17 protein-coding genes are annotated in these 17,552 nt (G+C 58.3%); 7 read left to right on the top strand and 10 right to left on the bottom strand.

Going from position 1 to position 17,552, the window contains the following annotated elements; translation table 11 throughout:
* Window positions 1–17: 17 nt before the first annotated feature.
* Window positions 18–434 (bottom strand): hypothetical protein, encoded by a 417-nt coding sequence (locus GSQ91_RS17960; RefSeq protein WP_158823122.1) that lies wholly within the window; start codon window positions 432–434, stop codon window positions 18–20.
* 620 nt (window positions 435–1,054) lie between these two features.
* On the opposite strand from GSQ91_RS17960, the gene GSQ91_RS17955 reads away from it, so the two are divergent.
* Window positions 1,055–1,270: a DNA-directed RNA polymerase subunit omega gene (locus GSQ91_RS17955; protein WP_158823121.1), complete on the top strand. Its 216-nt coding sequence runs from the start codon at window positions 1,055–1,057 to the stop codon at window positions 1,268–1,270.
* Between the two features lie 237 nt (window positions 1,271–1,507).
* Window positions 1,508–2,758 (top strand): transcription termination factor Rho, encoded by a 1,251-nt coding sequence (rho, locus tag GSQ91_RS17950; protein ID WP_158823120.1) that lies wholly within the window; start codon window positions 1,508–1,510, stop codon window positions 2,756–2,758.
* A 66-nt stretch (window positions 2,759–2,824) separates the two neighbouring features.
* Here rho and GSQ91_RS17945 read toward each other — a convergent pair whose 3' ends face one another.
* From GSQ91_RS17945 to GSQ91_RS17920, 6 genes are all read right to left on the bottom strand, one after another.
* Window positions 2,825–3,478 carry a riboflavin synthase gene (locus GSQ91_RS17945; protein WP_158823119.1) on the bottom strand — a complete coding sequence of 218 codons (654 nt, stop codon included), beginning with the start codon at window positions 3,476–3,478 and terminating at the stop codon, window positions 2,825–2,827.
* Window positions 3,479–3,503: 25 nt separating this feature from the next.
* Window positions 3,504–4,667, bottom strand: a complete 1,164-nt coding sequence (ribD, locus tag GSQ91_RS17940; RefSeq protein WP_158823118.1) for a bifunctional diaminohydroxyphosphoribosylaminopyrimidine deaminase/5-amino-6-(5-phosphoribosylamino)uracil reductase RibD — start codon at window positions 4,665–4,667, stop codon at window positions 3,504–3,506.
* A 6-nt stretch (window positions 4,668–4,673) separates the two neighbouring features.
* Window positions 4,674–5,678, bottom strand: coding sequence for a signal recognition particle-docking protein FtsY (gene ftsY, locus GSQ91_RS17935; protein WP_158823117.1), 1,005 nt, complete (start codon window positions 5,676–5,678; stop codon window positions 4,674–4,676).
* 22 nt (window positions 5,679–5,700) lie between these two features.
* Entirely contained in the window at window positions 5,701–6,693 is a 993-nt protein-coding gene (locus GSQ91_RS17930) for an NAD(P)H-dependent glycerol-3-phosphate dehydrogenase (protein ID WP_158823116.1), read from the bottom strand.
* Window positions 6,690–7,319, bottom strand: coding sequence for a glycerol-3-phosphate 1-O-acyltransferase PlsY (gene plsY / locus GSQ91_RS17925; protein WP_158823115.1), 630 nt, complete (start codon window positions 7,317–7,319; stop codon window positions 6,690–6,692). The genes GSQ91_RS17930 and plsY overlap by 4 nt, the downstream gene beginning before the upstream one ends.
* 175 nt (window positions 7,320–7,494) lie before the next feature.
* A complete protein-coding gene (locus GSQ91_RS17920) occupies window positions 7,495–8,763 on the bottom strand; it encodes a competence/damage-inducible protein A (RefSeq protein ID WP_158823114.1) in 1,269 nt (422 codons plus the stop codon).
* A gap of 496 nt (window positions 8,764–9,259) precedes the next feature.
* On the opposite strand from GSQ91_RS17920, the gene GSQ91_RS17915 reads away from it, so the two are divergent.
* On the top strand, window positions 9,260–9,589 hold the full coding sequence (locus GSQ91_RS17915) for a PadR family transcriptional regulator (protein WP_158823113.1): 330 nt from the start codon (window positions 9,260–9,262) through the stop codon (window positions 9,587–9,589).
* A 37-nt stretch (window positions 9,590–9,626) separates the two neighbouring features.
* A complete protein-coding gene (locus GSQ91_RS17910; RefSeq protein WP_254064674.1) occupies window positions 9,627–12,320 on the top strand; it encodes an ABC transporter permease in 2,694 nt (897 codons plus the stop codon).
* Window positions 12,321–12,552: 232 nt separating this feature from the next.
* On the opposite strand, the gene GSQ91_RS17905 is transcribed toward GSQ91_RS17910, so the two are convergent.
* Entirely contained in the window at window positions 12,553–13,002 is a 450-nt protein-coding gene (locus GSQ91_RS17905; protein ID WP_158823112.1) for a rhodanese-like domain-containing protein, read from the bottom strand.
* Window positions 13,003–13,211: 209 nt separating this feature from the next.
* Here GSQ91_RS17905 and GSQ91_RS17900 point away from each other — a divergent pair, with 209 nt between their 5' ends.
* Both GSQ91_RS17900 and GSQ91_RS17895 read left to right on the top strand, forming a co-directional pair.
* Complete coding sequence (locus tag GSQ91_RS17900) at window positions 13,212–13,565, top strand: PadR family transcriptional regulator (protein ID WP_158823111.1); 354 nt, start codon at window positions 13,212–13,214, stop codon at window positions 13,563–13,565.
* Window positions 13,540–14,184, top strand: a complete 645-nt coding sequence (locus tag GSQ91_RS17895) for a permease prefix domain 2-containing transporter (protein ID WP_158823110.1) — start codon at window positions 13,540–13,542, stop codon at window positions 14,182–14,184. The genes GSQ91_RS17900 and GSQ91_RS17895 overlap by 26 nt, the downstream gene beginning before the upstream one ends.
* Before the next feature lie 34 nt (window positions 14,185–14,218).
* Here GSQ91_RS17895 and GSQ91_RS17890 read toward each other — a convergent pair whose 3' ends face one another.
* The gene (locus GSQ91_RS17890) at window positions 14,219–15,034 is read right to left on the bottom strand and encodes a hypothetical protein (protein WP_158823109.1); all 816 of its coding nucleotides are present in this window, start codon (window positions 15,032–15,034) and stop codon (window positions 14,219–14,221) included.
* A 701-nt stretch (window positions 15,035–15,735) separates the two neighbouring features.
* On the bottom strand, window positions 15,736–16,206 hold the full coding sequence (locus GSQ91_RS17885; RefSeq protein WP_158823108.1) for a hypothetical protein: 471 nt from the start codon (window positions 16,204–16,206) through the stop codon (window positions 15,736–15,738).
* A 509-nt stretch (window positions 16,207–16,715) separates the two neighbouring features.
* On the opposite strand from GSQ91_RS17885, the gene GSQ91_RS17880 reads away from it, so the two are divergent.
* Complete coding sequence (locus tag GSQ91_RS17880) at window positions 16,716–17,543, top strand: TIGR03435 family protein (protein ID WP_158823107.1); 828 nt, start codon at window positions 16,716–16,718, stop codon at window positions 17,541–17,543.
* Window positions 17,544–17,552: the final 9 nt, after the last annotated feature.

Below are 17,552 nucleotides of genomic sequence, written 5' to 3'. Positions count from 1 at the left end.
CAATGCTTGACGAAGTTCTAGTACCGGCTGTCCTCTCGTTGCACGAGGCGGTCGTAGAGAGTGAGTGGAAGAATCTCAAAACGGTCGAGTGCAAGCGTGATGCCGAGTACTGTGTCGACCTTCACGATGGTTCCGTAGAGATCGACCCGGCGCCCTCGGCGCATGGAACGAGTCTCGGGGTATTGGTCGATATCGATATACGCGAAGATGGGATTATCCAGGCGCGAGAAGCGGTGCCACCCGCGCTGGTCAAAGGCGAAGTGCTTGATGGAGCCGCGGTTCATATCCAGGGCGTTGAAGAAGCGTGTCTTCCAGTACACGCTCAGTCCGAGATATCTGGAGGCGATGATCTCGTCTTGCTGGAGTTCGGGCACACGCTTGAGCGCGCGACGAATCCGTGCCTGGGTCGGAGTCTCGGAATAGGTCCCATTCATGCGACTTAGGATATAGCGTTGTCGTCCGTTATACAGAGCAATTCGACGAAACACTTTGGAATCAATTATCTACACTCCACAATTCTAGAAATCATGAGAGGCACATCTCTAGATTTCTCTGGATGCCGACCATCTCAGCCAGTGCTTTTATGTCATTTGCACCCGATACGGCATCCCTTTTTATGGAGGTGCAGGGCTGGCGGCTACTAAAAAAAGTATTGACCTTGGGCTTTGCACGCGATAAGGTGCAGAGGTACCGTAATTTCCGGCCATGAGTTGTAATCCGGGACGGTTCAAGCATCTTGCAGGGCGGTTAGACCGCTATCCACCAGCAAACCAGCTTTATGCCGTTCTCGCCGTAGCGAGAGAATCTCGCCGCTTCCGGCGGTGTTCCCAATAGCAAATCTGTTTGAAAGCTACTGGAATGAATAAGTTTACAGCGATTCACATCGCTTTTCGATGAAATAGAAATGCGACGCCAGAGTACTGGCTGCGTCTAATCAGTAACGGTCTGCCAGCCGAGCTTTCCGCCAGCAGATACCCAACACAGGCATTTCGATCAGGGCGCAAGATAACTTGAAGACGCCCATGCCTTGCAGAACGAATGGAGATAACAGACTATGCGCTCAGACCTTATTTTTGGAGCACTCACTCACGTGAACAACCGCTACAAACTGTGTCAGCTGGCCTCTAAGGCGACCCGCAAGCTGCATAAGCCCAATACACGCCTGCAGGACACAACCAACGAAGTTCTGGACCGCTTCAAGGACACCATTCCCATGAATGTGGTTGCTGAGACCGAAGCAGAGACTGCGGTTCTGGGCCGCGCAGCTTAAGCTGCGCGGTTGCAGTACCTTCGTTTTGAGAATTTCTGATAAGCTCTCTTCCTAAGACCCCTCAAGATTGAGTTTTGAAGCCGTATCCGGTAAGCTATTCAGTAATACCCCTGCAATATTGTTCGACACCCCTCTCGCGGTGGTTGCTTTCAGCGAGTTTCCCTGCAAGGCAGAACCTTCAACCTCCCTTCCGCAACACCCCCAATCCCCCCAAAATACGAACGAACTCAGGAATTCATGACTATCTCCGAATTGAAAGAAAAGAGCATTGCCGAACTGGGCAAACTCGCCCGCGGCCTGGAGATTCCAGGCACCAGCGGTCTGCGCAAGCAGGACCTCATCTTCAAGATTCTTCAGGCTCAGAGCGAAAAAGAAGGTCACATCTTCGCCGAAGGCGTGCTGGAGATTCTGCCTGACGGCTACGGCTTCCTCCGCTCGCCTGACTACAACTACCTGCCCGGACCGGACGATATCTACGTCTCGCCCAGCCAGATTCGCAAGTTCGACCTCAAGACCGGCGATACGATCAGCGGCAACGTCCGCAGCCCTCACGAGGGCGAGAAGTACTTCGCGCTGGTCAAGATTGAGGCGATCAACTTCGAGTCGCCCGAAGAGACCCGCAATAAGATTCTGTTCGACAATCTGACGCCTCTCTATCCTGAGGAGCGCATCAAGATGGAGACGGTGCGTGAGGCCATCTCTGGTCGCGTGATGGACCTGCTCTGCCCCATCGGCAAGGGCCAGCGTGGCCTGATCGTCGCTCCGCCGCGTACCGGCAAGACCGTGCTGATGCAGTCGATCGCGAACTCGATTACGGCCAACCATCCTGAGGTGGTGCTGATCGTTCTGCTCATCGACGAGCGCCCGGAAGAAGTGACGGACATGCAGCGGTCGGTGAAGGGCGAAGTGATCAGCTCGACCTTTGACGAGCCCGCGGCGCGCCACGTACAGGTGGCCGAGATGGTCATCGAGAAGGCCAAGCGCCTTGTCGAACACAAGCGTGACGTCGTGATCCTGCTCGATTCGATTACACGTCTGGCGCGTGCCTACAATACGATCGTTCCGCCGAGCGGCAAGGTGCTCTCTGGTGGTGTCGACTCCAATGCGCTGCAACGCCCGAAGCGGTTCTTCGGTGCGGCCCGCAACATTGAAGAAGGCGGAAGCTTGACCATTATCGCTTCGGCGCTCATCGATACCGGCTCGCGCATGGACGAAGTCATCTTCGAAGAGTTCAAGGGCACAGGCAACATGGAAGTGATCCTGGACCGCAAGCTGGTCGACAAGCGTGTATTCCCAGCCATCGACATCCAGCGTTCGGGCACCCGTAAGGAAGAGCTGCTGATTCCGAAGGAAGACCTGCAGCGCACCTGGATTCTGCGTAAGGTGCTCAACCCACTTTCGCCGGTTGAGGCTATGGAACTGCTGAGCGATAAGCTCGGCAAAACCAGAAACAACCAGGAGTTCCTGCACAACATGAGCTCGCTCTAACGGCTCTCTGTGATGCAAAGAGGCGCGGCCATTGGCCGCGCCTCTTGTTTTTATTCCCAGTCGACCCTAGTAACCATTTGCGATGAGATAGTCCACAGTCAGCCAATCCTTTGCAGGATGCGCGGTCTGCTGTGCGGCGTACTTCGAGAGCACGTCGGTTTCAAGATTGACGGGAGAACCCGCCACCAGGCTGTGCAGGTTCGTCGCCTTGTAGGTGTGGGGGATGACTGCGATTTCGATTCGCAGGCCGTCGACTTTGGCGACAGTAAGGCTGATGCCGTCGATGGTGATGGAGCCCTGCGGAACGATGTAGGGCGCAATGGCTACGGGAATCTCGATGGTCATGCGCCAATCGGTGTGCTCGTGGTCGGGATGCAGCTGGACCAGCGAGACGAGTTTGCCCGTAGCGTCGACGTGGCCCTGAACGACGTGTCCTCCCAGAGGCGAACCGGCCGGTGTGGGCAGTTCGAGGTTGATCGGAGTTCCGGCCTGCAGACTTGTGAGCGTGGTGCGGCGAATGGTCTCGTCGGCGAGATCGGCGGCAAAGCGGGCTTCGTCACCTGCGACCAGCGCTGTGAGGCAGACGCCATTGACCGCGATGCTGTCGCCAACCTTCCAGCGCCCGGCTAGTTGTGGCGCGGCTATGGTGAGGCGTGTGGCTCCCTCTGTCGGCTGGAGCGAGAGGACGGTTCCTATGGTTTCGATGAGGCCAGTGAACATATGTACAAGTTAACAGGAAACAGGCTCAGATGCCTGTCCAGGGATCGTGCAGATAGCCGGTGATACGGATATCCTCGGCCGTGCCGTGAGGGAGGCTGGCATGTTCCATTCGCTGCAACTGCTGCTGCACGACATAGGGGGAGGCGATGCCTTCGGCGAAGGGAACGGAGTCGAGACCTAACTCGCTCTCGGCATAATAGAGAACCAATTTGTCGACCAGGTCTTGGCGCAACAGGCTGCCATTCAACGACGAGCCTCCTTCGATGAGAACGCTGATGATGTTGCGTTCTGCCAGAGCCTGAAGTGCCGAGCGCAGATCGAGTTTGCCTTCATTATCGTGAAGGCGGAGGACATCGACGCCGCGATTGCGCAGTTCGGATTCGCGATCGGATGAGGCTGTTGCAGAGCAGAGCAGAAGCAGATCGTCGGCGGTGAAGCGCACAAGCTGCGAGCTGACTGGCGTGCGTAGGTTGCTATCGAGCACCACGCGCAAGAGCGGTCGTCGGCGAGGACGTCCGCTGCGATCGGTGAGCGAGGGATCGTCGGCCAGCACCGTACCAATGCCCGTGAGTATGGCGTCAACTGCGTGGCGCAGCTCCTGTACGTCGGCACGAGCTGCTTCCCCGGTGAGCCAGTGGGGCTGGCTGGCCGTGCGGAGACTCGCTGGTGGGGCGAGTTTGCCGTCGACCGAAACGGCGGCCTTTAGCGTAACGAACGGACGATGGTGCTGAATCCAGTGAGCAAACGCATCATTGAGGTGCTGTGCTTGTTGCGTTAGCGTCGAGGCAGGATCAGCGACTATGACTTCGACCCCTGCGGCGCGAAGTTTGGCGAGGCCGCGTCCGCTAACCAGTGGATTGGGGTCAACCGTGGCAACGACGCAGCGTGCAATCCCAGCAGCGATGAGCGCGTCGGAGCAGGGGCCGGTGCGTCCGTGGTGGGAGCAGGGTTCGAGGGTGACGTAGGCTGTGGCGTTCTGCGGGCTGTGGCCGCGGGCAGCGGCTTGTTTCAACGCTGCGATCTCGGCATGGTCGCGCTCGTCGTAGTGATGTGCGCCTTCCCCGAGGACTTCACCATCGCGAACCAACACACAGCCGACGGTAGGATTGGGCGACGCGAGGCCAACAGCCTCTTGTGCGAGTTCTAACGCGCGCTGTAGGTGACGTTCATCCTGGGGAGATAGGGACATGCAGCCTCAATCGAGCAGGGAATCGACGAATGTGCCGGGATCGAAGGGCAGGAGGTCTTCCATCTTTTCACCCACGCCGGCGTAGAGCACGGGCAGCCCCAGTTCACGGGCGATGGCAATGACGATGCCACCTTTAGCGGTGCCGTCGAGCTTCGTCAGAACGATGCCGGTGACGTGAGCGGCTTCAGTAAAGAGTCGCGCCTGCTGCAAGCCATTCTGGCCGGTTGTGGCATCCATGACGAGCAGTGTCTGGTGCGGAGCGCCGGGCAAGAGTCTTTCGGCGGTGCGGCGCATCTTGTCGAGCTCCTTCATCAGATCGACCTTGGTGTGCAGACGGCCCGCCGTGTCGACGATGAGGATGTCCGTGGCTCGGGCCTTCGCGGCAGTCAGCGCATCGAAGAGCGCGGCAGAGGGATCCCCGCCCTGGCGCGTCTTGATGAGTTGCACTCCAGAACGTTCGGACCACACTTCAAGTTGTTCGATCGCCGCGGCGCGGAAGGTGTCTGCGGCGCACAGCAGAACGCTGCGGCCCTGGCTGCGGTAGAGCGCGGCGAGCTTGCCTGTAGTCGTGGTTTTGCCGGTGCCGTTTACGCCGACCATCATAATGACCTCGGGCGGCGTGGAGGGATGAGCGATAGGGTGAGCGACGCTGTCGAGGATGCGGCGTAGCTCGGCCTTGAGTAGCGATTTGAGTTCGGCGCCGTCGTTGATGCCTTGTCGTAGAGCGCGCTCGCGGAGATGTGTAATGATCTCGCTGGTCGTAACCGATCCGATATCGGAAGCGAGCAACACGAGTTCCAGGTCGTCGAGGTTGTTCTCGTCGATCTCGCGGGTGAGCGCGACGACGCTTCCTATGGAGTCACTGAGGGCCTCACGAGTGCGTGAGACCGCCTGCTTCATACGGTCGAAGAAGCCACGGGGTTTGGAAGATTCAGGTTGTGAGAATTCGGGCGCGGTTGGCTCGGGTTCCGGAGTTTCTTTGTCGCGCTTACCGAAGAAAGAGAAGGCCATTGTTATTTAGTTTATCGGGAAACTACTCTGTCCGCCCCGGTCTGGCCATCAGCTCGCGAATGGCATCCTTCGGACTCTTGTCCTGGTGCAGAATCGCGGCCATCTGCTCGGTGATAGGCATCTCTACGCCGTAGCGGGCGGCCAGACCGAGTGCCGCGGTGGTGCTGCGTACGCCTTCAGCCACCTTGCCGTTCAGCCCGGCGATGATCTCGGGAAGCTTACGGCCTTTGCCCAGCTCGACGCCAACGGTGCGGTTTCGGGAGAGGCTGCCGGTGCAGGTGAGTACCAGGTCGCCGACGCCGGAGAGGCCAGCCATCGTATCGCGGCGTCCACCGCAGGCCACGGCGAGCCGGGTGATCTCGGCAATGCCGCGCGTGATGAGGGCGGCGGCGGAGTTCGAGCCCAGCTCCAGACCGGTCACGATGCCCGCGGCTAGGGCGATGACGTTCTTTAGCGCGCCGCCGAGCTCGGTTCCGATCACATCTTGATTGCGATAGACACGAAGGGAAGGCGAGGTAAAGTCGTCCTGCAAATACTTGCCGAGTTCCGGATCTTCGGTTGCTATGGTGATCGCGGTCGGCATGCCGGCGGCGACCTCCTGTGCGAATGAGGGGCCTCCGAGTGTGCCGATGGGGTTGTGTCCGTGGGCAGCCATGACCTGCGACATGCGGAGGAAGGTTTTTTCCTCGATGCCTTTGCTGGCCGAGAGTAGAACCTGGTGCGGCTGCAGCGCTGGAGCGATCTCTGTCATGACAGCGCGCAGATGTTGCGACGGCGTGACACAGAGGATGATGTCGGCGCCTTCGATGGCCTGGGTGAGTTTGGAGGTGATCTGAATACCCAACGGCAGGATGAACCCGGGCAGATAGCGCAGGTTTTCGCCGGTTTCAGTGAGCTCTGCTGCGTGCGCGGGCGCATGTGCCCAGAGACTGAGGTGGTGTCCTCCGCGCCGGGCCAATGAGACCGCCAGCGCTGTTCCCCACGACCCCGCACCGATAACTGCTATCCGGCTCATGCCTGTACCCCTTCAGTCTTGCTGTTTTTCTTGCTGCCGAACTTGCTTTCCTTGCCCTGGAGCAGCCTTGAGATGTTGGCGTGGTGTTTGACGATGACCAGGAGCGAAAGGAAGACGATGCTGCCGATTGCGATAGCCGAATGGTCAGTAGTTAATTTCAGGAAGACCACTGGCAACACGAGCGCGCCGATGATGGAGGCCAGGGAGACGTATCGCGTGAGTAGGACGACGACGAGGAAGATCGCGAGCGCTGCTAATGCCGAGGGCCACGAAAGTGCGAGGTACACTCCGAGTGCGCTGGCGACTCCTTTGCCGCCGCGAAAGCCGAGCCACATGGGAAAGACATGGCCGAGGATAGCGGCGACTGCGGCCAGGATCGGGAGATCGAGGTTGCCGGGCGCGAAGTGCTTCGCAATCATGACAGCGGCGAAGCCTTTGGCACAGTCGAGTAGCAGCGTGAGAATGCCGAGACCCTTTGCGCCGGAGCGCGCAACGTTGGTCGCCCCAATGTTGCCGCTACCCGTGGTGCGAATGTCCTCTTTGCGGAAGACGCGTACGAGAATGTAGCCGAAGGGGATGGACCCGAGCAGATAGGCGATCGCGAGGATGATGAGCCAGGACTTCATAAAATTCAAGCCTTTTCAGGCGGCTTGTCGAGTGTAGCAAGCAGAGCTCTGGAAACGTCAGGTTCTGCCGGGATGGCTCAAGGGCATATTGTGTTGGACTTTGCCGTAAAGTCGGCTTTTTGAGGGGCTTGAGGTTGTGCGATTATCGAACTTATGAGTTTGTCTAGAATTGTCTTTATTGTAGACGGCGACGCAGCATCTCCAGGGCGTGCTCGGTTGCCCAGAGGCGCACGCGGTCGCGGTCTCCGGGGATTTCGAGGCGCTTGACCTGGGTGTCGTCCGCGTCGGCGAGCCCGATGTAGATGAGTCCTGCCGGTTTCCCTGCATCGGGGCCCGTGGTAACGGGTGGCCCGGCGATGCCTGTGATGCTGAGGCCGAGCGAGCTTCCGGTACGCTGGCGGATGCCCTCAGCGAGCGCTCGCGCAACCTCTTCGCTGACTGCGCCGTGGCTTGCCAGCAGCTCCGGGGGAACGCCGGCGAAGATCGTCTTCAGTTCGTTGGTATAAACCACCGCACCACCCGCAAAGTTACGCGAGCTGTTGGGGATGGTGGTGAGGCGCTCGGACAGCAGACCGCCGGTGCAGCTCTCCGCGACGCTGAGTGTAAGGTCGCGCAGCCCTAGCATCAGCAGGACAACCTCTTCCAGCGATTCGCCGTGTGAGGAGAAGATGTCGTCGGCCATCTCGTGCTCGACCAGTTCGGCGACGGCGTCGACGCGCTCCTGCGCGGCTTCAAGGGTGTCTTTGACGCAGAGGAAGTGCAGTTGAATCTCGCCGGAGCCGGCGAGGATGGTGGTTTCGACATCCTCGAACCTTTGATAGATCGGGGCGGTGCGCGCATCGACCTGGCTTTCGGGGATGAGTGCCATGCGCAGCAGCCGCTTGGCGATGAAGCGTGGAGGAATCGAGGCGGCGAGGCGGGGAACACACTCGTCGTCGAAGAGCGGCATGAGCTCTTTGGGCGGTCCGGGCAGGAGGATGACGATCTTGCGATGAGCCTGTCCCGTGGAGTCAGGAAAGGTAGTGTCGAGCCACTGTCCCGGGGCGCTGCCGTTCTTGTTGGACAGCAGCACTGCACCGTCGAGAACGTCGGCCTGGCGCTGGTTGTTGAGCGGCATGGCCATGCGACGGGCGATAAAGCGCCGCTGCAGCTCAACCAGTACGGCAGGCTCGCGATGCATCTCAAGGCCGAGCGCTTCGGCGGCGCATTCGCGCGTCAGGTCGTCCTCGGTCGGCCCCAGGCCACCTGAAAAGAGCACGATGTCGGCGCGGCCCAGCGCGATGCGCGCGGCATCGACGAGGTGCTGGCGGTTATCTCCGACGATGGTCTTGAAGGCGACGGAGACGCCAAGATCGTTGAGACCCTGGGTAAGGTAGAGGGAGTTTGTGTCCTGACGGTGAGGCGTCAGCATCTCGGAACCAACGGCGATGATCTCGGCTAGCATGTTGTGACTTGTTTGATGCTATCGCGGAGGGAGTCGATTGAGAGTGTGGAGATTTCAGAGGAATTCTAGTATTCCGGCGAAGGCGGGAACCGCGTGAGCGGTGAACGCAAATGTCTTTAATCTTCTTGTTCCTGTTAATGTTCCTGTTAATGCGTGCGCTTCACGTTCGTCCGGCGTACGCCCAGCGCTCGTCGCGCGTTTTCCGTTCGTGGTTTCAGCACGATGGGTGAGAAGTTCGCAAGGAATCAAGGGCTGAAAAGTCTGGTATATCTTGCCAGTTCAGACGAGATATACCGGGCTTTCAGCCCTCAATTCGTTGTGAGGTTTCGTACCTGGGGCTCGCGCCCCAGGCTGTGATATATCGCCCCTTTGGGGCTGGTTCAGTGCTGCTTCAAGCTTCTTTCGTAAGTCCCCTGAAAGCTTTTCGTTATCCCTCTCCTCTTGACAATCTAGGGAAGGTCATCGTATACCTCTTGATTATCTAGTGGAGGCGGGTGTGGAGACGGATCATCGCGAGTTGGTTCAGGGGACTCTGGAGATGCTGGTGCTCAAGACACTGGCGCTCGAACCGATGCATGGGTACGGGATAGCGCTGCGCATTGAGCAGATCAGCAACGGCGTGTTCCGGGTAAATCCAGGATCGTTGCTTCCGGCACTCAACCGGATGGAGCGGTCGGGGCGAGTTCGCGGAGAGTGGCGCTCGACGGAAAACAACCGCCGGGCCAGGTATTACGCGCTGACAGCCGCCGGGCGTAAGGCACTGGAACAAGAACGCCGCCAGTGGGATCGCCAGATCGCAGCTATCCATCAAATTCTGGAAGCCTGATAGCGCAAATTCTGGAAGCCTGAGAGAGGGGGGATAAATGCTGCGAAGCTTGATGGCTGGTATCAGGGCACTGCTGCGGCCTACCGAGCGCAATGCCCAGATCGAAGAAGAGCTACAAAGCTTTTACGATGCCTCCGTGGACGACAAGATACGGAGCGGTATGAGCCCGGAGAGGGCGCAGCGAGCCGCTCGCATAGAGATTGGCAGCAGCGAGATGGTACGGCATAAGGCATGGTCGGCTGGCTGGGAATCCAAGATTGATTCCTTGCTGCGTGAGTTGCGCCTCACCGTACGTCGGCTGAGAAAGTCGCCGGGGTTTGCAATCACCGCGGTGCTGATGCTGGCCTTCGGCATTGGTGCCACCACCGCCATCTTCTCCATCGTGAACGGTGTGCTTTTGCAGCCGCTGCCTTTTCCGGACGCCGACCGCCTGGTCACTCTGGGCGACCTTGTGAGCGGGTTCGGCTGGACCTCACCCGGTTTCGTGACCGCCCCCGAGGTGATGGCTTACTCGCGCGATACACGTTCCTTTCAGAGCCTTGGCGGTTACGCCTACGTGAGCTATGAGCTTGCGGGAGTTGGCCAGCCCACCCAAATCCACGCCGGACGCATGACGCCCTCCGTTTTCTCCACCATGGGTGTCGCTCCGCTGCTGGGCCGCGTGTTCACCTCCCAGGAAGATCGGCAAAAAGCCCATGTCGCAGTGCTGAGCTATGCCATCTGGAAGAGCCGATTCAGCGGCAACCCCAAGGTAATTGGAACCACGATCGACCTTGACCGGGAGCCTTATACCGTCATCGGCGTCATGCCGAAGAACTTTGAGTTTCCAATCTGGAAAGGTCGCCAACTGTTCTGCGAGCTCTGGGTTCCCACGAGCTTCAGTGCTCAGGATCTTTCGCCGGAGGGTGGTGGGGAGAACTGGAGTCTGATGATGGTCGGGCGGCTCAAGCCCGGCGTTACGGTGGAGCAGGCGCAGGACGATGCACGGCACGTGGCCGCTCAGACTATGCGCGCCTTTCCGCTCGATTTATCGAACATCCGCATCCAGTCCGTGGTCTTTCCGCTGCACGCAGTTACAGTCGTCACTGCCCGTCCGCTGCTACGCTTGCTCTTTTTCGCCGTGGCCGTCGTGATGCTGATCGCCTGCGCAAACCTGGCGGGACTGTTGCTGGTTCGAGCGATTCGCCGCCAGCGGGAAACGGCCGTGCGCCGCGCTTTGGGCGCACCGGCAAGCGTGCTGCTGGTCCAGACGATGCTTGAGAGCCTCGTCATCAGCGTAAGCGGCGGGATACTCGGGATTGGGCTGGCCAGTGTGGCGCTGGCTGTTGGAAGAAGCTTTTTGCCGGAGGACCTGCCGCTGACCAGCCAGATTACGCTGAACTGGACAGTGGCAGGTTTCGCGCTTCTGCTGGCTCTGCTGACGGGCGCGCTGTGCGGTCTGGCTCCGGGTTTCGCGGCCCTGCGCATTAACGTAAACGCCTCCCTTAAGGAAGGCGGATGGAGCGGCGCCCACGCGCGTTTCCGTTCGGCGTTGGTAGTGGCTGAGATCGCGATTGCGCTGATCCTGCTGTGCGCTTCAGGGCTGCTTCTGCGCAGCTACATGAATGTGAGCGATGTGGATCATGGGTTTCAGCCCGGCCACGTGACCACCGCCGCTTACGCGTTGCCTCAGCAAGAATATCCGACGCAAGCGCGGGTCGATGCTTTCAACAGCCAGGTGCTTCTCCGCCTGGGCCAACTGCCGGGCGTTCAATCCGTGGGCCTGACGGATGGCCTTCCCATTAGCGGCAGCGGCGCGCTCTTTGTCGCGGACGGTTACATCGATCCGCGCGGACCTGGCAAGACGATCGCATTGTCTTCGGACGTGATCGGCGATTTTTTCAAAACGATGAGCATTCCGCTGATCCGGGGCCGCTATTTTACGGATTCGGATAATGCCAATGGCCAGCTCGTTGTCATCGTCAGCCACCAGTTCGCGGAGCACTATTGGCCGAACCAGAACCCCATTGGAAGGCGCCTGCGCGAGGGGACGCCGAAGTCTGCCACTCCGTGGCTGACGGTGGTAGGCGAAGTGGCCGCCGCGAAGCTTAACCGATCGAACGAGGACGGCGATTCCGAACAGTTTTATCTGCCAGTGGCGCAAAACGAGAAGGATGCTGGCGCCTATGCAACGCCGGCCGATCTGAACGGCAACAGTGGCCATATCGTCATGCGCTCCGCGCTGCCGCCCGAGCAGACGGAAGATGCCCTGCGCGCGGTCGTGAACTCCATCGATCCACAACTGCCTCTCACGCAGGTGCAGACGATGGAGGAGATCGTAGCGCAAAGCACCGCTCCGCGCCGTTTTAACACCGTCATTATCGCCAGCTTCGCCCTGGTCGCGGTGCTGCTGGCCATGCTCGGCATTTACAGCGTGATTGCCTTTTCGGTGGCCGCGCGCGTGCACGAGATGGCCATCCGCATCGCGCTGGGCTCGCAGCGCGGAGACATCCAGCGGCTGGTGCTGATCTCGGGAGCGAAGCTGGCGGCGGTGGGAGCGGTGATTGGTATGGCGGGAGCTGTGGCCACAGCCAGGTTGATGCGAAGCTTCCTGTTCCATGTGAATCCACTCGATCCTGTAGTGCTGGTACTGGCCCCGATTGCGGTGTTTGCGCTTGCGCTGCTGGCCTCGACGATGCCTGCGCGCCGGGCAGCCGCGGTGAACCCCATGGAAGCCTTGCGTGGAGAATAGCTTTGGCAAATCCGACGACATCTGGTATTGGCCAGTCGCTGATTCTCGCAGTCTGAAGATCAACTATTGCCCTTCAGGCCAATGCGCTCATTGAGAGACTCATGGGCATTCTGTTACGGGTTCCGGGCGAGTGGTACGTTTAGGCCACCTCGTCCAGTTCTTCGTTGTCCTGGGCCCACAAAGAAAGACCAAAAATCTCTCGTTGAGCGCTAAGTCCGGTTAAAGGGTGGAACTACATGCCCGTGTCGAGATGGAAGGCCTTTTCGTACCGCTCGACCGGGAAGCCGCTTGCTTTCCATGCCGCCAGCCCACCTTTGAGAAATTTAGTCCGTGAAAAACCCAAGGCGAGAGCTCGATGCAAGATGACACGACTGGTTTTGTCACTCGGGCACGTGCAATAAACGATCGAATCTTTGTCTTTCGGGATGAGCGACGGATTCTCAATCACTTCTTTTGGGGCAAGCCGTTGTGCGCCAGGAATGATCTCGGAACTGGCCAACAGATCAAGCGGAAGACGCACATCAAAGAGCAGTACATCCTGATTTGACGCAAACAATGTACGGAGACCTTCTGGCGTGATGCTGTACTGTTCCAGTTCATGACGGGCTCTCGATCGTCTGATCCATAGAACGAGAACGATCAACAGGCTTACGGCGCAAATGGCAGTTAAAGTCGCAGTCATCTTCGTTTCTCCTCGACACCAGTTCAGATTCACGAGAGACCTGAGAGGATGCAGCATGGTGCCTGGATCGCGGGCAAACAGGAAGTTGAGTCTCGGTTGGTGAGAACGTGTGAAGCGAACACATAAGGGGCATTTCAGGTTCCATCATGAGCGAATCTGAGGGTGAAGATTTCTCGATCGATAAACATTTGTTCTATATTGTATAGATAATGCGTGACCGCGATTATCTCGGCGAATTCGAGCACATCATTGTTCTGGCACTCCTGAGGTTGGACGATCGCGCATATGGGGTAACTGTGCGGCAGGAAATTGAGCTTCGCACTGACCGCGAGGTTTCAATTGGCGCTGTTTATGCCACTCTTGATCGCCTGGAGACCAAAGGGTACGTCACGTCCCATCGCGGCGATCCTACACCGGAACGTGGCGGGCGTTCGAAGCGATTCTTTCGTGTAACAGCGAAAGGAGTGACGGCTGTGAGCCGCACGCATCGCGCACTGCAGAACATGACAGAAGGACTCGGCTCATTCGGAGTTACCTATGACGTCGCAACCCCATCTCGTTAAGCCCCCGCGCCTTGCGGTTTGGCTGCTCAATCTTTTCGCCCTTGCCGAAGAAGCGGAATCAATCCTGGGTGACCTTCTTGAAGAGTTCTCACTTCTCGCGTCCAAATCGGGAGTGGCTTTCGCGCAACGATGGTATTGGCGGCAAACCATAAAAACTGTCCCATGGCTTGCCGGCATTGGCTTCCGCACTGCCCCGTGGTTGATAGGCGCATCCGTAGTCGGAGGACTCTTGCTTCGGAAACTCGTCGCTCCCTTGGTCGGCTTACCGGCATCTGCACTGCTTGATAGATACCAGGCCTTCTTCGAGCATCACGTCAGCGCATATCTGTTCTTCGCATCGACTGGCAGTGACATCGAACATCTCATCTCATTCGTGTTGATTGGGTTCCTTGTCGCTTTCGTTACCAGGCAGAGAGAAATGATTGCCACAATGGCGCTGGGTCTCGTCTACGGGGCAATGGCTGTCGTTGGGTTCATATACGCGGTGACCAAGACCGGGAACGACGCGTTACTGTGGAGGTTGACGTGGATTTTCGCCGATGCCTTCGCGATAGTCATTGCCGGAGCAATCGTTCGAATGCATCGACTGGCCGCTACATCTCGGCCCTCGACTGCCTAGTCTGCCAGCAAAGAGTTTCCTGCCTGCGAAGACCTCAGCGGCGGCTGGGGAGTGGAGCTTCAGCGGAGAGAAGGGGATTGGGATTGAAGGCCTTCTCTTTGCGCCTGGCTCTTCCCAGGTCGAGCTCATAACGGCGCATCGCCATGCCGATGTTTCCCTTGACCATTGCGGCGAGTTCAGCGAGCAGATCGCGGCCTTTGAGCGCTTCCTGCACGGTGCGTTCTTTGAGTTGAGCCATCTCGGATTGGCCGAGAGCTTCGATCTCGGCGGCGAGTATTTCGACGTCCTCGTTGGATTGCTCAATTTGTGCGAGGGTGCGGGCAAGGGCACTGGCCATGTCATTGGCGTTCCAGGAGTCCGTGGAAGGATCGTAGCCGTTGAGCATGCGCTGCAGGACGGCTGCGTCGTCGCGGCGGTAGGCTTCGTTGGCCTGGGCCATCAGGCGAGTGCGGTGGCGCTCGTCGTGGTCATCGATGGCGAAGTCCGGATGGATGAGTTTGGCGACCTCGCGGAAGAGGTTCCTGAGGTCGAGTGAGCGTTCGGGGACTGGTTCATCGGAGAGGACGGGTTCAGGCTGCTGCGCGGCCTCGCGGGCGTAGCGCTCGCGCTCTTCTGGAGTTTCTTGAGAGACCTTCAACTCTGCGATGCGCTCCTCCCACTCGTCCAGTTGCCGGTAGAGGACGCCGACCTGGCGGATGTAGCGGGTTTCAAAGCTGATGATCTGGTCGCGGAGATGCTCCAACTCTAACTCGCGTTTGGCCAGCACCGCGCGGATGGAGGCGAGAATGCGACGCTGATGGGCGAGTTCAACCTCCTCAGGCGTGGGCTCGCGGTAGATTGCGGTGGACATCTTGAGATACAACTCCGTAGATTCAATTATCTACGAAGGCAATAAGGTACTCGGCTTATCGATAAGTTGGTTGTCGCTTTCACCTGCCTATGGAGATCACTACCTCTTGTACAGGCGGGTGCGGTACCAGGGGTCTCCGGCCTGGAGGTTGTGTTGGCTCTTGGGGAGGAACATAGCCAGCAGCTTCGTGTGAGCACGGATAGCCAGCAGCAGCCATCGCGCTGGTTATGATTTTGCCGTCCGCGCCATCTGCATCGATTACTGAGCACCCGATACCTTGTCCAAGGCTAGTTCCCGCATCTTTCTGGGACACCTCTTCTATATCATCCGAGTGCCACCTCCCCTGGGTCGACAGGAAAAGGGAAACAAACCGAAAAAAGAAATAGACATAGTGATCCCCAAAATCATCAATTGGTCCTACGTGCACGAGACGTACTTTGACGGGCTGCGGAACGCTATCGAGAATCCTGATTGCGGTCTGCATGTGGGCATCGCTGATCATTCTGGCAGCAGGTCTGGCGGGCGTTTGGGCGGTTTGCTGAAACGAACAGGTCATCGCCAAGGCAAGCAAGGGGGCGAGCATAGGGGCACGATAGCAGACGCGCCAGTCATGGAAGAAGCCAAGTTTCAGGAAAGAAGTCCTCCACTGTGCCGTTGCGAAGGCAGGCAAAGCTCTCTCCCTGTGCCTCGGCACAGAGGAATCAGCGTGGAAGTGTGTGCCATTTGAGCAGGGTTCCGTCAATGGCGTCGATTTCAACGATGGTGCCAGGGATGTGAGGCAGGATGTGTATGCGGTAGACGAACCTTCCGATCGACAGATCTTCTTTTCTCTCCTCCTCGGTCCGCAGAAATTGCAGCCGGATATCAAAGGGGCAGTGAGTACTGTGGCCTTTGGCTTCCGCATACTTCCACACGCGAACCATGGCTTCCTCGCGGCTGAACACCTTCTCCTGCATTCGTTTGATCGCTTCCCGACGTCGTGGCCATGGTGACTGTTCACCGCGTAGGGCGTAGGCAGCCGTCTGGATTAGAAATTTCAGGAAGCGCCATGCATCCCGGAGCAGGACGACAAGAGCCGCCACCGTCGCGGCCAGAAATACCACCGTTATCGCCAATCCGAAGATCGGAACCTCAGTGTAGGAAGCAAGAACTTCTTGTGGATAGACGATCATGGGAATCAGCGCGGGTGAAACTTGAAATAGGGCTCCGTTGATTCAATTATCTACAGGCGTTCGAGAAATGGCCCGGGCCTTTTGTTCGCAGCCGAAAGAGAGCCCGGGCCTAAAGGCCAATTCTCGCTAGGCCCTTATTCCGTAGCCTAAAGGCGATTGCCTCCCTTACCCTCCACCCTGTAACGCTAAAGCGTCACGGTTTGCGCTGCGCGCTATTTTGAATTTCTCCGTCCTTCTATGAGTCAATGACTCACCTCACTAATCCATTCACCGGGAACAAACTTTCATCATTGCGTTCTCCCCACCTGTGAAGAGGCTTGACAGGCAACCTATTTCTTCGTCATATTAGAAGAAATTGAACCACTCGAAGTTTTGAACGAGTGAATGTTGTTCGAGCCGCCCCAATCGGTATCTCAGGCGTTCCCTGAGAGTCTCTGTGGCGTCCTCTGTCCTGCGCAAGGCTTTGGGGTTATGGCCTTGCTTGTGCTTCGAATCAATGGGAGATCGAAATGAGACTTGCGCACAAAATCGTGCTTTTGGTTGGATCGATGATTCTGGCGTGGCCACTCGCCGCGCGCGCACAGTGGGACAGACCACGGTTGATGGGGGCGGACGGGAAGCCGCTGGAGTTCGATGTGGTGTCGGTGAGGCCCAACCACTCCGGAGATACGTCGATGGGTGCTGGTTCCCAGACTATGGGCGATGACTGGACGTGCACAAATATGCCGCCGGAAGACATCATTCAATGGGCATTCGGTATCTTCGTGAGTGACCAGATCACCGGGATGCCGGAGTGGGCCAGGCACGAACGCTATGATGTCACGGCGAAGGTGAGAGACGCGGACGTGGCCGCGTTCCGCAAAGTCATTGACCCAGTACAGCGCGCCCCCATGCTGCAGAAGATCTTAGTAGACCGTTTCCATTTGAAGTATCACTACGATCTGAAAGCACTTCCCGTCTACGCGCTGGTGGTAGGAAAGAACGGCGTCCGGATGACAGAGATACAACCAGGCCTTGACTTGAATGGGATGAAGTTCGGTGGCGGGAGGCAAGTAGGACGGGGGCTGATCAGGAGTATGGGCCAGCCGATGAAACCTTTGGTGAATCAGCTCTCCATTGAACTAAAACGTCCCATTGTCGACAGGACGGGGCTTATGGGTTACTACAACTTCACGCTGCGATGGGCTCCGGACGATGGAGCTCCACCAGAGGGTGATGTTGCAGCTCCCTCGATCTTTACGGCGGTGCAGGAGCAGCTCGGGTTGAAGCTGGAGTCTACCAAGGCCCCCGTGCAGGTGCTTGTGATCGACAATCTTGAGCGGCCTTCGGAAAACTGAGGGGACGAA

The organism is Granulicella sp. S156, from assembly GCF_009766105.1.
GTDB lineage: Bacteria > Acidobacteriota > Terriglobia > Terriglobales > Acidobacteriaceae > Granulicella.
This window is presented reverse-complemented; position numbering and strand designations above follow the sequence as displayed.

Bases quoted from the DNA above. Each gene is read 5' to 3' on its own strand.
- GSQ91_RS17910 (WP_254064674.1), top strand. From the start codon at position 9,627: ATGCTGCGAAGCTTGATGGCTGGTATCAGGGCACTGCTGCGGCCTACC.
- GSQ91_RS17920 (WP_158823114.1), bottom strand. From the start codon at position 8,763: ATGCTAGCCGAGATCATCGCCGTTGGTTCCGAGATGCTGACGCCTCAC.
- plsY (WP_158823115.1), bottom strand. From the start codon at position 7,319: ATGAAGTCCTGGCTCATCATCCTCGCGATCGCCTATCTGCTCGGGTCC.
- GSQ91_RS17885 (WP_158823108.1), bottom strand. From the start codon at position 16,206: ATGATCGTCTATCCACAAGAAGTTCTTGCTTCCTACACTGAGGTTCCG.
- GSQ91_RS17955 (WP_158823121.1), top strand. From the start codon at position 1,055: ATGCGCTCAGACCTTATTTTTGGAGCACTCACTCACGTGAACAACCGC.
- GSQ91_RS17900 (WP_158823111.1), top strand. From the start codon at position 13,212: ATGCGTGACCGCGATTATCTCGGCGAATTCGAGCACATCATTGTTCTG.
- GSQ91_RS17895 (WP_158823110.1), top strand. From the start codon at position 13,540: ATGACGTCGCAACCCCATCTCGTTAAGCCCCCGCGCCTTGCGGTTTGG.
- GSQ91_RS17880 (WP_158823107.1), top strand. From the start codon at position 16,716: ATGAGACTTGCGCACAAAATCGTGCTTTTGGTTGGATCGATGATTCTG.
- GSQ91_RS17945 (WP_158823119.1), bottom strand. From the start codon at position 3,478: ATGTTCACTGGCCTCATCGAAACCATAGGAACCGTCCTCTCGCTCCAG.
- GSQ91_RS17960 (WP_158823122.1), bottom strand. From the start codon at position 434: ATGAATGGGACCTATTCCGAGACTCCGACCCAGGCACGGATTCGTCGC.
- ribD (WP_158823118.1), bottom strand. From the start codon at position 4,667: ATGTCCCTATCTCCCCAGGATGAACGTCACCTACAGCGCGCGTTAGAA.
- ftsY (WP_158823117.1), bottom strand. From the start codon at position 5,678: ATGGCCTTCTCTTTCTTCGGTAAGCGCGACAAAGAAACTCCGGAACCC.
- GSQ91_RS17930 (WP_158823116.1), bottom strand. From the start codon at position 6,693: ATGAGCCGGATAGCAGTTATCGGTGCGGGGTCGTGGGGAACAGCGCTG.
- rho (WP_158823120.1), top strand. From the start codon at position 1,508: ATGACTATCTCCGAATTGAAAGAAAAGAGCATTGCCGAACTGGGCAAA.
- GSQ91_RS17890 (WP_158823109.1), bottom strand. From the start codon at position 15,034: ATGTCCACCGCAATCTACCGCGAGCCCACGCCTGAGGAGGTTGAACTC.
- GSQ91_RS17905 (WP_158823112.1), bottom strand. From the start codon at position 13,002: ATGACTGCGACTTTAACTGCCATTTGCGCCGTAAGCCTGTTGATCGTT.